Consider the following 16401-nt stretch of genomic DNA (forward strand, 5'->3'; position numbering starts at 1 on the left):
CTTATATTACTACTTTAGCAATCAAGTTTCATAGAACCGCAGAGGATGGAAAAACATCAAAAAGCGATGCGATTGTATAAATTTCTATCAATAAAAAGTAAACCAAAACACATATATGCAAAATATATTATGTTGTTTGAATAAATGTAGTAATTATCATTGGCTAGTTGTTTTCAACTAGCTAAAATCAACTAGCAAATGGGAAAGTCTGCCATAAAAACCTATATAAATTAATTATATTATCCAAAATCCCTGTCATAGGGAAACTTCGTTCGTCCGAGTAAATCCTATAACTCACTAGTTACCACATCTGAGTAAATGATGCAGAATACTTCTTCTGAGCCTTTGAATCATAATCTAAATGGACATTCTGCACCTCAATTTCTTCCTGCTGAACCTTTCTTGCAGGCTGAAATGGAAGAGGACGAGTTAGATTTAGGTGATTTTTTCAAAATTCTCAAACGACGCGCGCTGGTTATTGTAGGAGTCGCTGGAATTACAATGGCTGGTGTTGTCGGTTTTACACTAACGCGGGAACCTCAATATGAAGACAGCTTTCGGCTGTTAGTAGAACCCGTAAATGAAGATAGTAAAAATAATTTGTCCGAACTTACTTCTTTTTTAGATACAAACGTCACAAAAACTGGTTTAGACTACGAAAGCCAAATCGAGGTGCTTCAGAGTCCGGAACTGATGAAGGATATTATCAGTGACTTACAAGCAAAATATCCAGATATAGACTACGAATCTCTAATTGAAGACAAAAATCTGAAGATTTCTCGTAAGGGTGAAACCAAGATTATAGAAGTTACTTATCGCAGTGACAGTCCGACTCAAGTCAAAGAAGTATTAGAAAACATTGCTCAAGCTTATTTAAAATATAGTTTAGAAAAACGACAAACCCAGCTAAGCCAAGGGATTCGCTTTGTTGAGAAAGAACTACCACCGATAAAAAAACAAGTCGATACGCTGCAACAACAGTTACAGGCTTTTCGACAAGAATACGACTTTTTTGACCCCAACACTCAATCTTCACAAGTTAGCGAGCAACTGAAATTATTGTCAGAACAACGACAGGGAGTCGAGCAGCAGCTAGCAAAAGGCAGAGCTAATTTTGCGCTGCTTCAGCAAGAGCAGGGAGCAATGGCTATTCTTAAAAATGCACCCGTTTATCAGCAATTAGTTACTGAGTTACGACAGCTAGAAGCTAAAATCGCTGAGGAATCAACTCGCTTCCAAGACAATGCTCCTACCTTACAAAGACTGAAGGAAAAACGGCAAAAATTGATGCCTTTGCTACAGCAAGAAGGGCAAAGAATTTTAAATATTACTCTTTCAGAGGCTTCAAATCAAGTCCAGGCTCTGGAAGTACAGAGTCAACAGCTTTCTGCCGCAGAACAAAGACTTGGTAAGCAAATTAAGGAATTACCAGCTTTAGCACGTAGATATGCTGAATTACAGCAAAATCTACAAATTGCCAACGAAAGCTTAAACCGTTTTCTGAAAACTCGCCAAAATTTAAGAATTGAAGCAGCCCAAACAGAGCTTCCTTGGGAGATTATTAAAGCACCAATTCTGCCGGAAGAACCAGTATCTCCAAATATTCCTCGCAATTTGATTTTGGGATTTGTCGCTAGCGGTATTTTAGGTATCGGTGCTGCTTTACTCAGAGAAAAACTAGATAACACTTATCACAATGTTGATGCGCTCAAAGATGACCTTAAGTTACCATTACTTGGCGCTCTCCCCATAGATAAGAGTTTGGAGCCAAATAAAAAGGCTAAATCATCTAAAAAAGAATCTTCCCAAGATACACAATTAATAGATGATACCCCGGAATTTTCTTCTATATTTCATCCCGAATCAACACCAGACAGTTACTTCCAACAATCCGGACAATTTGTGGAAGCTTTACGGGTAGTGCATACCAATCTCCAAATGCTCAGCAGCGATCGCCAAGTTCGCTCGATAGTAATTAGTTCGGCTTTACCTGGAGACGGAAAGTCTACCGTTGCATACAATTTAGCTCAAGTAGCCGCATCAATGGGACAAAAAGTATTGCTAATAGATACAGATTTACGTCGTCCCCAAGTTCACGCTCGCACTGGTTTACCCAACCTATGGGGATTGAGTAACTTAATATCTGGAAATATGCCAGCAGAAGAGGTAATGCAGGATTTACCAGATTTATATGGATGCTCGGTTATTACTTCCGGTGCAATACCACCAGATGCTACCAGATTACTTTCCTCTGCCAAGATGAAACAATTGGTAGCAGAATTCGATCAAAAATTCGATTTAGTCATTTACGATGCTCCACCATTAGTTGGTTTAGCTGATGCTTCACTGCTTGCACCTCATACCGATGGAGTTGTGCTTGTAGTCAGAATAGATAAAACAGAACGTTCGATAGTTAAGCAAGCTGTAGATAGTCTGAAAACATCCCGAACTAATGTTTTAGGAATTGTTGCCAACGGAGATAAAAGTATGTTCCACAAGTATTATCATAAGTATTATCATTCTTAATAATTGGTAATTAGTAATTGATAATTGGTAATTGGTAATTGGTAATTGGTAATTGGTAATTGGTAATTGATAATTGATAATTGGTAATTGGTAATTGGTAATTGGTAATTGGTAATTGGTAATGGGTAATGGGTAATGGTAGATTAACAATTAATTACTATAATTTCTGAATCGGATAACTATCGAAAACGGTATCTATACTTATAATTGGTATTTGCTCAAGCAACAGTTGAGCAATTAAAATTCTGTCAAAGGGGTCGCGATGATGTTTGGGTAAATTAAATAAGATATCATTTTGATTACCTAAAAGTTGGGCATTGCTGTTAGCGCAGCGTGGCATTTTTTCTCATATTCACTAGCCCTCTAAATCCCCCAATTTTGGTGGACTTAAAATCATTTTATCGCCCAGAATTGGGGGTTAGGGGGTAAAGCAAATCATAGTTTTAATCAGCAATTAAAAAATAATCTTTCTTTAATCCCGGCTTCTACTGCCACGCATCAAAAGCCTTCTGCCAAAATGGTATTATGCATGATGCGGAGGAAATAACAATGATGCCGGTAATTCTTAGCTTGGATACTGTGGAACTAACAGACGAGCAATTTTGGCGTTTGTGTCAGCAGAATCGGGATTGGCAGTTGGAACGGAGCGCAAAAGGAGAGTTAATTGTGAACCCACCAGTGGGAGGAACAAGTGGTAATAAAGAAGCAGGTCTTATAAGTTTACTATGGCTATGGAATCAACAAACAAGACTTGGTAAAGTATTTAGTTCTTCAACTATTTTTAAGTTACCAGGTGGAGGCGATCGCTCTCCCGATGCAGCTTGGATTAAATTGGAACGATGGCAAGCTTTGAGTGAAGAAGAACAAGAAAAGTTTCCTCCCATCTGTCCCGATTTTGTAATTGAATTAAGGTCGCGTACTGACCAACTTAAACCGTTAGAAGAGAAGATGCAAGAATATATTAATAGCGGGTTACTTTTAGGTTGGCTAATTAATCCTCAAGATAAACAAGTGGAAATTTATCGTCCCAATCAAGCTGTAGAGGTAGTGAATTTTCCCATAGATTTATCTGGAGAGGAAGTTTTACCAGGATTTATATTGAAATTGCCTTTGTGAAAAGACATACCATTAAAATAATCGTAACTAAATTTACCGATTGTTTGATTCATGGTATTCAAATCTCTATTTAAATACAATCGCCAGATTTTTGGCGGTATTTTAATAATTATTAGCTTGTTTTTAATCGGTGCTTTTATCCCTCGAAAATGGGGTAATTACTCCAAACAAGCTTGTGATTATCAAATTTGTGTTGCGAATACGGGGATTCATTCCAATATTTTAATCCCTACTAAGAATAATGCTTATAATTGGCATAATTATTTATCTATAGATAAAATCGGTGTTGATGCTGTTAACGATTATAAATATCTTAGTTTCGGTTGGGGAGATAAAGATTTTTATATGACGATTAGCTCGATTTCCGATTTTAATTTTCATACCATTTTCAAAGCTGTATTTCTGCCAACTTCTTCGGTAATGTACGTGAAGGGTTATCAATCGCTACCGCAAAATATTGAAGTTAAATGTATTTATACAGATAAAGCTAACTATTTACAGCTAACCAAGTTTATTGAAGCTAGTTTTAAATTAGATAGAAACGATAGGAAAATTCGTATAGGTGACGGTTACACTTCTGCTGCTGGTTTTTATGCTGCAAAAGATAAATATTCGATATTAAGAACTTGTAATACATGGACTGGGGATGGTTTAAGGAAAGCTGAAATCAATACACCCCTGTGGGATAGTTTATCTTTTGCAATTATGTTTCATTTGAGAAGTGGCTGCGAACAGAAACAATAAAAGATGTTATGTTTTATAAGATACAGAAAATACAGAAGCTAAACATTAAATTACTGGGTTAAAACTAGTAACGAGAGTTACATTTGGTAATCACATAATTGCAATGGATTTACATAATATAGATAATTATTTAATTCCTACAGATATTAATCAAGTAACCAATTGGGGTAAAGATTGGAGCTGGTTGGCTGGAGGTACTTGGTTATTTTCCGAACCACAGCCTGATATCAAAACTTTAGTTGATATACAGTCTTTGGGATGGGATGAAATTGAGTTTGTTAATCCCCGTTGTGAAGCAGGGTTAAATAATAATCTCCATTATCAAGGAGAACTATTAGCCATTGGTGCGACTTGTCCTTTAATTAAGTTAGTAGAGTATGATTGCTTGCCTGAATATATTGCTGTAGAAGGTTTTCGAGGTGCTATAAATGCGCTTTCGGCTTCGCTAAAGGTAGTGAATACAGCTACGGTGGGAGGTAATATCTGCCTGGGATTATCGGTAGGTACTATTGCACCTATCATGGTAGCGTTGGATGCAAGTTATGAAATTTGGAATCGGGAAGAAAAATCGCGAATCGTTGCCGCAAAAGATTTTCAAATCGCTTCTCGTCAAACTGTTTTGCAATCGGGGGAATTATTACGACGAATTTTGATTCCTGTAGAGAATATGAAGTGGCAAGTTAATTATAAACGTTTTGGAATAGCAGCAAGCGATTCTGCTTTAGCTATAGTGTGTGGTGCTTATAATTCGGTTGCGAAAAATCTGCGCGTGGTTATTGGTGCAAGTGTTGCTGCACCAGTGTTATTGCAATTAGATGGTGATTTAGAACATAAGAATAATTTGAATTATATAGCCTCTTTGGAAAATATAGATTTTATTGAAGATACTAGAGCGAGTGCTGTTTATCGTCGCGAAATCACTCAGGTTTTGATTAAACAATGCTTTGAGCAGTTAACAGTTGACAGTTGACAGTGAGCAGTTAGAAATTGTTCCTCTTAATCTTTTACTCTTCCCCTTATTCCCCCTCTACCCCTTCTTCCCCCCTCTAAATATATGCAATCTCTAAATTTCCAGGTAAACAACCAACATCACAGCACAACTTGCCACCCAGGAAGCAGCTTGCTTTCACTACTTCGTCAACTTAATTACTTCGGAGTACATCGCGTTTGCGAAACCGGTGATTGTGGTGCTTGTACTGTCTGGGTTAACGATACACCAGTACATAGCTGTATTTACCCAGCTATGCGAATTAACAACAAAGATGTAACTACCGTTGAAGGGCTATCGTCAAATAATCAACTCGCACCGATACAGCAAGCATTTTTACAAGCTCAAGGATTTCAGTGCGGGTTTTGTACTCCAGGCACCATCATGAGTGCAGCGAAGTTTCCTAAAGGTTCGCAAGAAGACTTACGTACTTGTATGAAGGGAAACCTCTGCCGCTGTACTGGCTACCAAGCAATAATCGAAAGTATTTTACTTTTTCAAAATTCAAATGGGCGTGGCATCGTTGCCACACCCCCAATTCTCACACCACACTCCGTCGGAGAAAGCGTTCCTAAACAAGATGGAACGGCAATCGTTACAGGTAAAGCATACTACACCGCTGATAATTTGCAATCCGGATTATTACATTTAAAAATTTTGCGCTCTCCCATACCCCATGCAAAAATCCGCAAAATTGATGTTGACAAGGCTAAGGCACTTCGGGGGGTAGTAGATATCTTTACTTATAAAGATGTTAGGCGGGTTCCTTATACTACCGCAGGACACGCAGAACCGGTACCCGATCCTTTAGACCATTATTTGTTGGATAATAAAGTGCGGTTTGTCGGCGATAGGGTTGCTGCTGTGGTGGCTGAGTCGGTGGCGATCGCCGAAAGAGCCTGCGAGTTAATTGAGGTTAATTACGAAGTTTTGCCCCACGTTACCAATCCAGTGGAAGCGATGAGAGATGGTAGCGTTATTATCCATGATGAACCGGAATCTCTGCAAATTCCCGATAGAAATCGCAATATTGCGGGTGAAATATTTTTAGAATCGGGAAATGTAGAAACAGGTTTTGATCAAGCAGATTTAATTATAGAAAATACTTATACTTTACCAGCAGTACAGCACGTCCATTTAGAACCTCATGTGACGGTAACGCATTTGGAATCGGATGGTACTTTAGTTGTTCGCAGCAGTACCCAAGTACCTTTTCACTGCCAAAGATTACTGTCGCAGCTTTTTGATATTCCTAAAGAGAAAATCCGCGTTTATAAACCGCAACTCGGTGGTGGTTTTGGTAATAAACAAGAAATATTAACGGAGGATTTGTGCGCTTTAGCAACTTTAAAAACTGGCAAACCCGTACAGTGGGAAATGAGCAGAAATGAAGAATTCACCGCTACAAATAGCCGTCATGCAATGACAATTAAGTTAAAAACTGGAGTTAAAGCTGATGGTACGATTATTGCTCAAGATTTAAAAATCATTGCGAATACCGGTGCTTATGGCAATCATGGTAAGACAGTGGTGTTTTTATCTGGCTACATTCCTTTGGGATTATACCGTTGTGAGAATAAAAGATTTTCAGCATATGCCGTTTATACTAATACCATGCCAGGGGGTGCTTTTCGCGGTTACGGTGCAACTCAAGGTACTTTTGCAATGGAATCTCAAATTGATGAAATTGCCAATAAGTTAGGTATTGATGTTATCGAAATCAGAAATAAAAATTTAATTCGTCCGGGAGATTTAGTTAGTTTAGGAAACGATGGGGAGCATTTTAATTTAATTGGTAGTTATGCGGTTGAAGAATGTTTTACCAAGGTAATTCAAGCATTAAATTATGTTCCCGATAAACCAGCAGTTATCAATGGAAATCGCCGTCGCGGTGTTGGTTTTGCGGTTTCTATGCAGGGAAGCGGATTGTGTAAAATACACACAGCTTGCGTAAAATTATCGCGGTTGGCTAATGGGAAATATGAGTTAAGAACGGGTTCGGTTGATGTTGGTACTGGTTCCGATACTACTTTACGACAAATTGCAGCAGAAGTTTTAGGTGTAACGGTTACTGATATCAAAATTATTTCTGGGGATACGCAATTAACACCCTTTGATGCAGGTTCTTATGCTTCTGCAACCATGTATATTTCTGGACAAGCTGTTAAGTTAGGAGCGGATAAATTAAAACAAAAACTGCATGGTAATACTACATCACAAGAAATAATAGAAGTAGAAGAAAGCTATACTGCTGATGAAGCAACTTTGACTTTTGCCGTTCAAGGTGTAGAAGTGGAAGTTGATATTGAAACCGGAAAAGTAGAAGTTTTGAGGTGCGTGCAAGCAATTGATATTGGTAAAGCAATTAATCCCAAAATTTGCGAAGGGCAAGCAACCGGAGGAATTGCAATGGGAATTGGTTATGCATTAACCGAAGAATTATTGTTTGACAAACAAGGAAGAATAATTAATCCTAAGTTGCGGGAATATCGCATCCCCACAGCAGCAGATATGCCACCAATGGAAGTATTTTTAATTGAAAAAACTGACCCCTACGGACCATTTGGAGCTAAAGGTGTAGGAGAAATTACAGCTAACTGTACTGCTCCAGCTATTGCTAATGCCATTGCTCATGCCACAAGTGCAAGGTTAAGACAATTACCAATGACACCCGAAAGAGTTTGGAAAAAGTTAGAAATTAGGAGTTAGGAGTTAGTAGTTAGTAGCTAGTTGTTAGAAGTTAGTTTTTGTTCACTGTTCACTGTTTACTGTTCACTGTTGCATTCTTAAATCAACAACAGTAGTATTAATATCATAGTTAAAACCTTCTATCTTAGCAGGACTACCTATTTTAACTAAGCTTTCACCTATAACTGCACCAATATTTTGTATCTGAGCTTTACCCGTCAATGTTATAAGTAAATCTGTTTCAAACTTAGCGCTAGGATCTGGTAATTCTTTTACCGAACCATCAGGTTGAGTTACATTTATAGTGATGGGTAACTGCTTGACAGATTTTATCGTCATTTCACCAGAAGGTTTATTTTCAATCGTCAGGTTAGTTTTTCCACCACTTTTTAAACCCTGCCCTAATAATGTTTCAGGACGAAGTAAACTTAAACCGTCAACTAATAAATCTACTTCTATTGGCTTTGCAGCAACATTAACCTGAGCCTGAGAAATGGATATATTGGAAAAGAAAATTATAACTATGAAGCCCAGCATCACTGAAAAAGTGAGCGCAATTCTAATTACCGAGGTAAGAGATACATTCAGAGTTCTTCTAACCCGAGCATAATTTAAAAAGTTGGAATTCCAAATTGCCATTAAAATTAATGCCTTTTGATGCAAGTTGGACAGATATGTCTACAAAAACTCAATACACTTGATATTGAGCTTTCATACGATATTAGCGCTAATTTGAGAAATTAGTTATATAAAAATCTAATACGTATTTAATACATATCTATTTTGTTAACTCCTTAAACAATTTCAAATTCTAAATTATGACTTTTCAAGAGACTGTGCGTGAAATGGTCAACTTCATTAGTATTACTTAACTCTAAGTTATAAAAGTCTACTACGTCATGTTCAAAATAAGGTCCGGCGTGCCAAGTTCCTACATTTAATTTGATAAAACAATTTCCAGGAATCCGGAAAGCCGCAATATTTTGTAAATCCGGTTCATGTATATTATTATTAGCCGGACAAACTGCCATTAACCAATCTTTGCCAGCTAAAGAACCCAAACATTGAGTACATTTTGCGTGACGGGTAATATTGTGAAACTTATTTGAGCGCCCTTGCAACTGCATAATATAAAACCTCGGGATACCGTTATCAAGGACTAATTGAGCATCATCTGCATCAAATAATTTGCCATCTTTACTGGGAAAAATAACCTGTCCGTAAGGTTGAAAGTTATCTGAAGTTATAGTTTGCGCTGATAATTGTTTTACTGTTTTTGTTTTATTCATATATCAAATTTCTCCGCAAATAAAAAAACGAGAGTATACCTAACCCAATTTTTCCCTATTAATTGATAACTGCTAATTGTTCACTGTTCACTGTTCACTGATAACTGTTCACTGTTAACTGTTCACTGTTCACAATTCTAATTCTTTAGGAATTATTGATTTAGGAATAATTGAAGCTTGTTTCTCTCTATCGCTAGGTTTTGTATACCAGTAAGCCCAAGCAATTAAAACTCCTTGGAGGGGGAGTCTAATAGCTTGAAATAAAGGCGAACCTGAATATGGTATGCTTTCAATATCAATATGATTAATTGCCATATTGATATTAGCTGGATAAACCGCGATAAATAATGCAATTATTCCCCATGCAGTAGGTTGACTTAAAGGGGGAACTAATAAACCAATACCACCTAGTATTTCATAAAAGCCACTCAAATAAACTAAACCCAAAGGATAGGGAAGTTGTGGTGGCATAATTTTTACAAAAGGTTGGGGAACGGCGAAGTGTAAAGTTCCCACAATTATTAAGGCTACGGAAAGGATAACCCTGAGAAGTTCTTTGTTCTTTTTTATCAGTTCCATTTGAGCGAATATTGGAAATTTTCTAAAGTATTATTTCAGTTTGTTTGCTAAATTTTGTTTTGTCTTCCATCAAGAGTAGTAAATACTTAGTTATAATTCATCATTTTGAGAAAATATAGTTATTTTTCTGTTAACGGTTTTTAGCATAAATAAAGATTTTTTAAAGTTACTATAAATATCGAACAGATAAAAATTATCGGCATAAACATCTGTTTATACTGATGAAAAGCTATCTACTTCGTCATCTACTTTTATATATGCAGAGAAAAGTAAAGATACAGGGTAGTTAATGGTGATTAAGCAATCAGCAGTATAGTCACTTTTTGGAAAAAGCAATCGATAAAGAGCGTCATGACTTAGTGCATAAATGATCTCAAAACAATCAAATCATAGCAATATTTACACTTGATTTGAGCAGATATTGCAGTTTTGAGTGATTTTAACAAGGGGAAATATCTACCAAGCAATCTGAAAGTAAATTAATTAAGTGGTTCTTGGCAGGAAAAACAATGAAACAATTTCTCAAATCTTTAATGGTTGCAAGTGCAACAGCTATTGCAATCTTGACTGTGTCTTCTCCTGCAAAAGCAGCAGTAGTAACTTGGAATCTTGACGATGTCATTTTTAATGACGGAGGAACAGCTAGTGGAAGTTTCCAGTATGATGCAGATAATCAGCGAATAGGTAACTTCAATATTGCCGTTGGTAGTGGGAGTCAACTATTTGGTGGAACTTGGGTTGTTCCTGGTTTTTTTGGATCTTCTAATGGTAATTCCTTCGCTTTAAGTAATCCAGCTTTCAACAGATTTTTTCAATTAAGCTTTGTTTCTCCACTAACGAATGCAGGAGGAACAATTAATTTGGAAACAGATATTGGAAACGGACAATTTGCAAGTTTTGATGCTACCTGTGGTAACGCAAATTGTACCGTACCTTCATCTACTGGAAGAGTTGTTACCGCAGGTTCAGTAACAACAGAAGAAGTACCCGAACCTTTAACTATCATGGGTACTGTTTTAGCAGGGGGAATGGGAATTGCGATTAAGAAAAAGCGAGCTAAGAAGAATATCGAATCAGCTTAATTGCTGATACTTAGCTTTGCTCGCTAAATATTTTGGATTAAGTAAATTTTAGCAGCTATCCGGTGAAAGTTGATTATAACTTCACCGGATTCTTGTTATTTATAATACTGATTATTGAATAATTGCAACTTTAAGTTAATGAAAACTGTAGTAATCGGTGGAGTTTGCAGAACTGGTAAATCCCGGTTAGCAAATAAAGTATTTCAAAATACTAAGTCAACTGTGTTTCATGGCGACCATTTGATGAATATTTTATACAATAATTTTACAGGTTTGGATAAAAATCAGTTTCCAAAGGTATTGATAAAACTAATTAGAAATATGGGGAAAGAGTTTAGATATACAAGAATATTTGAATCTTGCCATGTCGATCCAATTATTGCCAAGAGCAAGTTAAATTGTCCAAGCTATATTTTTTTATTTTTGGGATATCCGCAAGTCAATATTGATCGGAAAATTCGAGAATTACGGGAATATGCTGCGAAAAATCCGGAATGTTGGACTCATCAACACGAGGATGATTCGTTGATTTCACATATTAAAGAATATGCCTTACTCAGTCGAGAGCAACAAATTAAATGTCAGCAAGCGAATATTCCCTATTTTGATACTTCGGATAATTTTAATTATGTTTGGAATCAAGCTTATGATTACGTGATGCAGAAGTTGGGTGAATAATTTTTATTTATCCAAGACGCAGTTCAAACTTAGACTGCGTTGGCAATATCTCAGGTAAGCTTGACGAAAAGTTAAGCGCAAATCAAAAGCAAAAAATACATAACCTCACTCTACCTAAAGATATAGATGATTGAAAGATATATGAGATTATCGAAATGAACAGAATTAATTTTTTACCCAAAAATTCGTACATCAAGTACTACCCAAAGGCAAAACAATAAAATAATTGGGAAAAATTGTAATGGGTGCAGCATCAAGATATTGGACTTTAGTGAGGATTGACAGTTTTAGTCGCTGCAAAAGCGAAGTACTCGAAGCAGCGAAAGTTTTTTTTGACGAACAGTTTTCTACCGTAGCACAGCAAAAGGAAATACCAGATAGAAATATTCAACGTCAACTTATACAATGGTATCAGTCAAGCGACCCTCGTGGTAATATGGCTGAAAAATGTTTGCGCTGCTTTATCTCCAACGTGCTTAAAGAAAGTTGCATCGTATTAGAGCAGAAGTTTGGCGAAAAACACTACCTTTACAGCGCACAATTATTACCATTAGTGCTGGATACTACTCATAGTAGTCAAGATAGCGAATCTCTTACGACTCACATTTTGTCAACATTTAACCCAAATAAAAGTAATTTATCAACTTGGGTGACAGTTATTTTTAAAAGCTGTAGTGCTGTTAAACAATCTTTAAAAGAACACGGAATTGTACAGTTAACTGATTGGACGATTCTTCGCTACACAACTCACACAAGACTAAAGCGAGTTTTGTTCATCTTACATACTCTACTATACATTTTTTTATAAACACCCTCTTATAAAAAGAAACTGTGAAGCTTTAATTTTTCAATTTTTAATTGCTCAGTTTCCACTCCTAATTATTATCTCTCTTTATCTCTTTCCTCTGCGCCCTCTGTCTTGAAAAGTTGTTCATGGGGGAAACCCCCAAGACCACACTTTATGTCCTAACGGACACGCTCCGCTCTCTGCGGTTTTTTTTAATCAGCAATTTTCTGCCAACAAGAGAATAAAATTTATTCAATATTATTAAGTAATGTTTTAGCTGCTAAGTTACCTATTCCTGCTGGGGTGTTTGTGTTGGTGGATGTAATGGTGGAATCTATTCCTAGTTGCTGCATGAGGTGAGTAAATGCAGGCTCTTGGGTGGGGAATAAGTCTAGGAGGGTGGTGTATGCAGCGTAGTTGATTGCGGTGCTTTTGTTTTCTGGAGTGATTTCTTTGTGGTCAACTTGGAGGTTTTCTAGTTGAGTGTCGATTGCTACTGGGTCGTAGGCTGCCCAGGCATCGTACATACTGGTGTTAACTAAGCCCAAGGCACGGGAGGTGGGAGTGGGACCCATGTTGGTGTTGCTGATGGCTTCTAAAGTTGCTTGGTTCCACAGCAGTACTGGGTCTTCTGTGTGTAAGGAAAAATCCATTGCTGGGGAAGGGAGGTTGAAGAAGATGCTGATTGTGGAGGATAGGAGTAGGGGGAGTTTGGTGTTTAAGTTTTTTTGTTGAGGGGATTTTGGGATTTTCATTGTTGGGAGTTGTCGTGAAGAAACGGCAGCAGCATTTGTAGCAGTCAATATCGTAATGTGGTTGCTGGCTGCGCGTTGAAGTTCAGTTTCTGTTGTAGTTTATAATACTGAGTTCGGCAAGGGGTTGGTTTTGCTGACTTTTCACGGTAAGTCCTGAGTCAACCAAAAAACGTTACTTTTTCCACAGAGTTATTATCAATAACTATAAACTAATGATAATTAGCCACGAAAGAAGTAGGGTTTTCGATACGGCTAAAATGACGTTTTCAACATCCCGTGAAAAGTCAGGTTGATTTTGAGGGTTTGATACAATGATTATTATTTGTAGTGGTTAACAATATTTATAAAATAAGGGTATTAGTAATAAAAAATTCACACTCATGAGAAGCCTAAAAGTAATATTTTATTTTGTAAGCTCGTTCTGATGTTTGTTCTTTGATGAGAAGAAGGGGCTACTAGCAGGTAATTTTGAGTTACCAAAATTACCATTTACTACTTCGACCCTACAGGTTATATATTCAGCAACAACACACCTCACTTAGCTTTTTATTTAAGAAGTTAAAACTATTCAATTTCTAGTAGTTCAGGTGGGTTCATTCGTGATGGATCTCCAAAATAGTAATCTAAGATTGGCGAGACAGCATCATCTATTGACTCAAATGAATCCTGAAAATCTCCTATTCCTGGACCTGGAACCCATTCCGAAATTTCAAATATCCATTTATCTTCTTTTGGATAAAGATTTGCAACAGGTGCATCACAAGGTATCCTGTCACTACCAAGTAAACACTCACAATCAATTCTTGTATTTCCGGAGACTAACGTTGGCTTAGCTACAGAATATCCATTTGCAAATGGACCTACTGAACCAAATGGGATTACCAATAAACCTGCCTTCTCTAGTTTTTGAATTGCTTGTGTTTCTGACATATTTTAATCTTCTACGATTTGTAAGGTGCGCTACACTACACTGTGGCGCACCCTACGAGAAATGCGATCACCCGAAAGGCGACGGACGCTTTGCGTATCGCACTAGAATCTGTTAAGAAGGATAAAAAGGTAAAACTTGTCTTCGAGGACAAAATTGTACTCGGTATTGAAATTCTGGAAACGCTACTGACCTTACACTACCTCATTTTTTGAGCAATATTACTTATTGACAAAAAACGTTTCAGCTTAAGTTGCCAGGATTGTTATACCAGGCTTTAATACCCATTTCCAACAGACACAATACGTACTCCCTCCCTTAACATTTGCTCTCGAACTGTTTCATATACCTCGTCATTCTTTATAAGTAAAGCATTTCGCGTCTCTGTATTAACGATTAAATATCTTGGATTTTCCTCTTCTTTGCTTGAATTGATATGGAGTAAAGCCCAAGATGGAGAGGAACCATCCCATAAATAAGCGAACTCTGTAATGTCATGCATCATGTTTAAAATTTACTACGATTCTTATCAAATCTAATAACATCTTTTCCTGATGGCACAATTTGAGAACTACGCTGCGGAGAGCCAAGTAATTCAAGAGTTTCTAAAAGATCCTTATCCGCTTGACTAGCAGCGGCTGTTCCTCCAGGGTGTGTATGGTAAATAAGCATACTATCTGCCTCTAATGGAACTTCCACAGAGCGGGCTTTTCCTGAATGAAGAAAGTATTGACCTCCCCTACCATTTGGTCCAGATCCCAGTTTATAAGTAACAGCGAATTCAACATTATGCTTATCTGTTAGGAGTTCAAGTTGAGCAGGTGTTGGTCTAGATGAAATCTTTGCCCCTGAAGGTCCTGGTAAACCCTCACCTACTCTTGCCCCAAATAAAAGATCACTAACAATATCTCCTTCCTGAAGCCTTCCGATTACACCAGCACCATCAACTCCCCTTAACCCACGGAAAATCCTACCACCAATATAACCAGCCGCAGGTGCATATCCCAGCAAATCGATAGGAGTAAAACACCCCTTTATCAAATTGTTCGTACTTTGAACAACCCCAGTAATATCTCCAACTACAGTATAATATTTAGCCGCACGTATAGCCCAGCCACCACCTTTTGCACCAGCACCAACACCAAAACTCACAGCAGTACTGGCTGCTGTACCAAAAATCTGACCGGCAGTAAACAATCCTCCACTATGGTTTCGCGTTGCGGTTTCGCCGTACCGTATCTCACGTATCTTTGTTGTTAACCCAAAAGAAACTGCATCACCAAAACCTGCTGCAAATTGGTCTGCCTTATTAACGTAGTTATAAAGCGTGTTATTTTTATAAAGCGCGTCTAAGATTTCCCCTGTTGGGTCGGTGAAGTTAGCAGGGCTATTATTAACGTATCTGTAAAAATTGGGGTCGCCAGCTTCAAACCCAATCGGGTCTTCACTGATAAACTGTCCAACAGCAGCATCATAATACCTAGCCCGATAATAATATTGCCCCGTCTCCTCATCAAATTCCCGTCCAGTATACCCAAACCGGAAATCAACATTTTCGTTGCTCTCCCCAGTCACCCTACCAAAACTATCGTAGGTAATATGATTGACAACCGTACCGTTATTATCAACTACATCGCGGACGGTACCTTGATTATCCGTCAGCGCCCATAACACCTCACCTTGAGCATTTTCCGAAGCTAAAATCTGGTCAACTTGCGGACCGTGTAAATAACGATGAGTTAAGTTACCATCACCATCAAAGGTGAGGGCAATATGCTCCCCATCATAAACAAACCTTTCAATAGAAGCCGTTGCTACTCCATCCCCATCTGCGTCTACCTCTTTAGCAATACGACGGTCAAACATATCGTAGGTATACCCAGCAGTCTTGATAACATTACCGTTAGTATCTTTGACAACAACTTCTGTGAGGCGATTGCGGTAATCCCAACTGTACTCAGTTATTTCACCCGTAGCGATTTCAACCCGTTGAGTGCGATTTCCTTCATCATCATAGGAGTAATTATATTTACCATCAGTTAACAAGCGATTGTCAGTACCAGTGTCATAACCATCATTGGTACGATTGCCGTTATCGTCGTAGTTGTAGTTTTCATCATCTTGATAGCTGTGGTCTGTACCAGTAAGCTGATTCGTTAAATCGTAATCGTAAGTACTGGTTCCATCCGGGGAAGTGAAAGAAGTAATGCGATTTCCAGCATCCTAATCAAAGCCATAAGC

The 16401-nt window shown here is 37.7% G+C and carries 17 protein-coding genes; 8 read left to right on the top strand and 9 right to left on the bottom strand.

Translation table 11 applies throughout. The annotated features are described in order from the left end of the window. The first annotated feature begins 321 nt into the window (after positions 1-321). A complete protein-coding gene (locus RIV7116_RS10505) occupies positions 322-2526 on the top strand; it encodes a polysaccharide biosynthesis tyrosine autokinase (RefSeq protein WP_015118279.1) in 2205 nt (734 codons plus the stop codon). Positions 2527-2536: 10 nt separating this feature from the next. Here the strand turns inward: RIV7116_RS10505 and RIV7116_RS37580 are convergent, their stop codons facing one another. Both RIV7116_RS37580 and RIV7116_RS10510 read right to left on the bottom strand, forming a co-directional pair. Then, complete coding sequence (locus RIV7116_RS37580) at positions 2537-2677, bottom strand: alpha/beta hydrolase (RefSeq protein WP_371261641.1); 141 nt, start codon at positions 2675-2677, stop codon at positions 2537-2539. 6 nt (positions 2678-2683) lie between these two features. Next, positions 2684-2866, bottom strand: coding sequence for a hypothetical protein (locus RIV7116_RS10510; protein ID WP_044290861.1), 183 nt, complete (start codon positions 2864-2866; stop codon positions 2684-2686). 209 nt (positions 2867-3075) lie between these two features. On the opposite strand from RIV7116_RS10510, the gene RIV7116_RS10515 reads away from it, so the two are divergent. The 4 genes from RIV7116_RS10515 (at position 3076) to RIV7116_RS10530 (ending at position 8083) form a co-directional block, all read left to right on the top strand. Continuing rightward, positions 3076-3642: a Uma2 family endonuclease gene (locus tag RIV7116_RS10515; RefSeq protein ID WP_015118280.1), complete on the top strand. Its 567-nt coding sequence runs from the start codon at positions 3076-3078 to the stop codon at positions 3640-3642. A 51-nt stretch (positions 3643-3693) separates the two neighbouring features. After that, positions 3694-4386 (top strand): DUF2459 domain-containing protein, encoded by a 693-nt coding sequence (locus RIV7116_RS10520; RefSeq protein WP_015118281.1) that lies wholly within the window; start codon positions 3694-3696, stop codon positions 4384-4386. 103 nt (positions 4387-4489) lie between these two features. Next, positions 4490-5356 carry a xanthine dehydrogenase family protein subunit M gene (locus tag RIV7116_RS10525; RefSeq protein ID WP_015118282.1) on the top strand — a complete coding sequence of 289 codons (867 nt, stop codon included), beginning with the start codon at positions 4490-4492 and terminating at the stop codon, positions 5354-5356. Between the two features lie 84 nt (positions 5357-5440). Next, positions 5441-8083 carry a molybdopterin cofactor-binding domain-containing protein gene (locus RIV7116_RS10530; RefSeq protein WP_015118283.1) on the top strand — a complete coding sequence of 881 codons (2643 nt, stop codon included), beginning with the start codon at positions 5441-5443 and terminating at the stop codon, positions 8081-8083. Positions 8084-8146: 63 nt separating this feature from the next. Here the strand turns inward: RIV7116_RS10530 and RIV7116_RS10535 are convergent, their stop codons facing one another. The 3 genes from RIV7116_RS10535 to RIV7116_RS10545 form a co-directional block, all read right to left on the bottom strand. After that, positions 8147-8701, bottom strand: coding sequence for a DUF4330 domain-containing protein (locus RIV7116_RS10535; protein ID WP_015118284.1), 555 nt, complete (start codon positions 8699-8701; stop codon positions 8147-8149). 155 nt (positions 8702-8856) lie between these two features. Continuing rightward, complete coding sequence (locus RIV7116_RS10540) at positions 8857-9351, bottom strand: ureidoglycolate lyase (protein ID WP_015118285.1); 495 nt, start codon at positions 9349-9351, stop codon at positions 8857-8859. A gap of 129 nt (positions 9352-9480) precedes the next feature. Then, positions 9481-9930, bottom strand: a complete 450-nt coding sequence (locus tag RIV7116_RS10545) for a DoxX family protein (protein ID WP_015118286.1) — start codon at positions 9928-9930, stop codon at positions 9481-9483. 509 nt (positions 9931-10439) lie between these two features. On the opposite strand from RIV7116_RS10545, the gene RIV7116_RS10550 reads away from it, so the two are divergent. From RIV7116_RS10550 to RIV7116_RS10560, 3 genes are all read left to right on the top strand, one after another. After that, complete coding sequence (locus RIV7116_RS10550) at positions 10440-11012, top strand: PEP-CTERM sorting domain-containing protein (RefSeq protein ID WP_015118287.1); 573 nt, start codon at positions 10440-10442, stop codon at positions 11010-11012. Positions 11013-11150: 138 nt separating this feature from the next. After that, entirely contained in the window at positions 11151-11690 is a 540-nt protein-coding gene (locus RIV7116_RS10555; RefSeq protein ID WP_015118288.1) for a hypothetical protein, read from the top strand. Between the two features lie 241 nt (positions 11691-11931). Beyond that, positions 11932-12498, top strand: a complete 567-nt coding sequence (locus tag RIV7116_RS10560) for a hypothetical protein (protein ID WP_015118289.1) — start codon at positions 11932-11934, stop codon at positions 12496-12498. Between the two features lie 227 nt (positions 12499-12725). Here the strand turns inward: RIV7116_RS10560 and RIV7116_RS10565 are convergent, their stop codons facing one another. From RIV7116_RS10565 to RIV7116_RS36405, 4 genes are all read right to left on the bottom strand, one after another. Continuing rightward, positions 12726-13130, bottom strand: a complete 405-nt coding sequence (locus RIV7116_RS10565; RefSeq protein ID WP_044290862.1) for a DUF6851 domain-containing protein — start codon at positions 13128-13130, stop codon at positions 12726-12728. 666 nt (positions 13131-13796) lie between these two features. Then, positions 13797-14162: a hypothetical protein gene (locus RIV7116_RS10570; protein WP_015118290.1), complete on the bottom strand. Its 366-nt coding sequence runs from the start codon at positions 14160-14162 to the stop codon at positions 13797-13799. A 275-nt stretch (positions 14163-14437) separates the two neighbouring features. Beyond that, complete coding sequence (locus RIV7116_RS10575; protein WP_015118291.1) at positions 14438-14665, bottom strand: hypothetical protein; 228 nt, start codon at positions 14663-14665, stop codon at positions 14438-14440. 2 nt (positions 14666-14667) lie between these two features. After that, positions 14668-16206 carry an RHS repeat domain-containing protein gene (locus tag RIV7116_RS36405; RefSeq protein WP_044290863.1) on the bottom strand — a complete coding sequence of 513 codons (1539 nt, stop codon included), beginning with the start codon at positions 16204-16206 and terminating at the stop codon, positions 14668-14670. Positions 16207-16401: the final 195 nt, after the last annotated feature.

It is taken from the genome of Rivularia sp. PCC 7116 (assembly GCF_000316665.1).
Taxonomy (GTDB): domain Bacteria; phylum Cyanobacteriota; class Cyanobacteriia; order Cyanobacteriales; family Nostocaceae; genus Rivularia.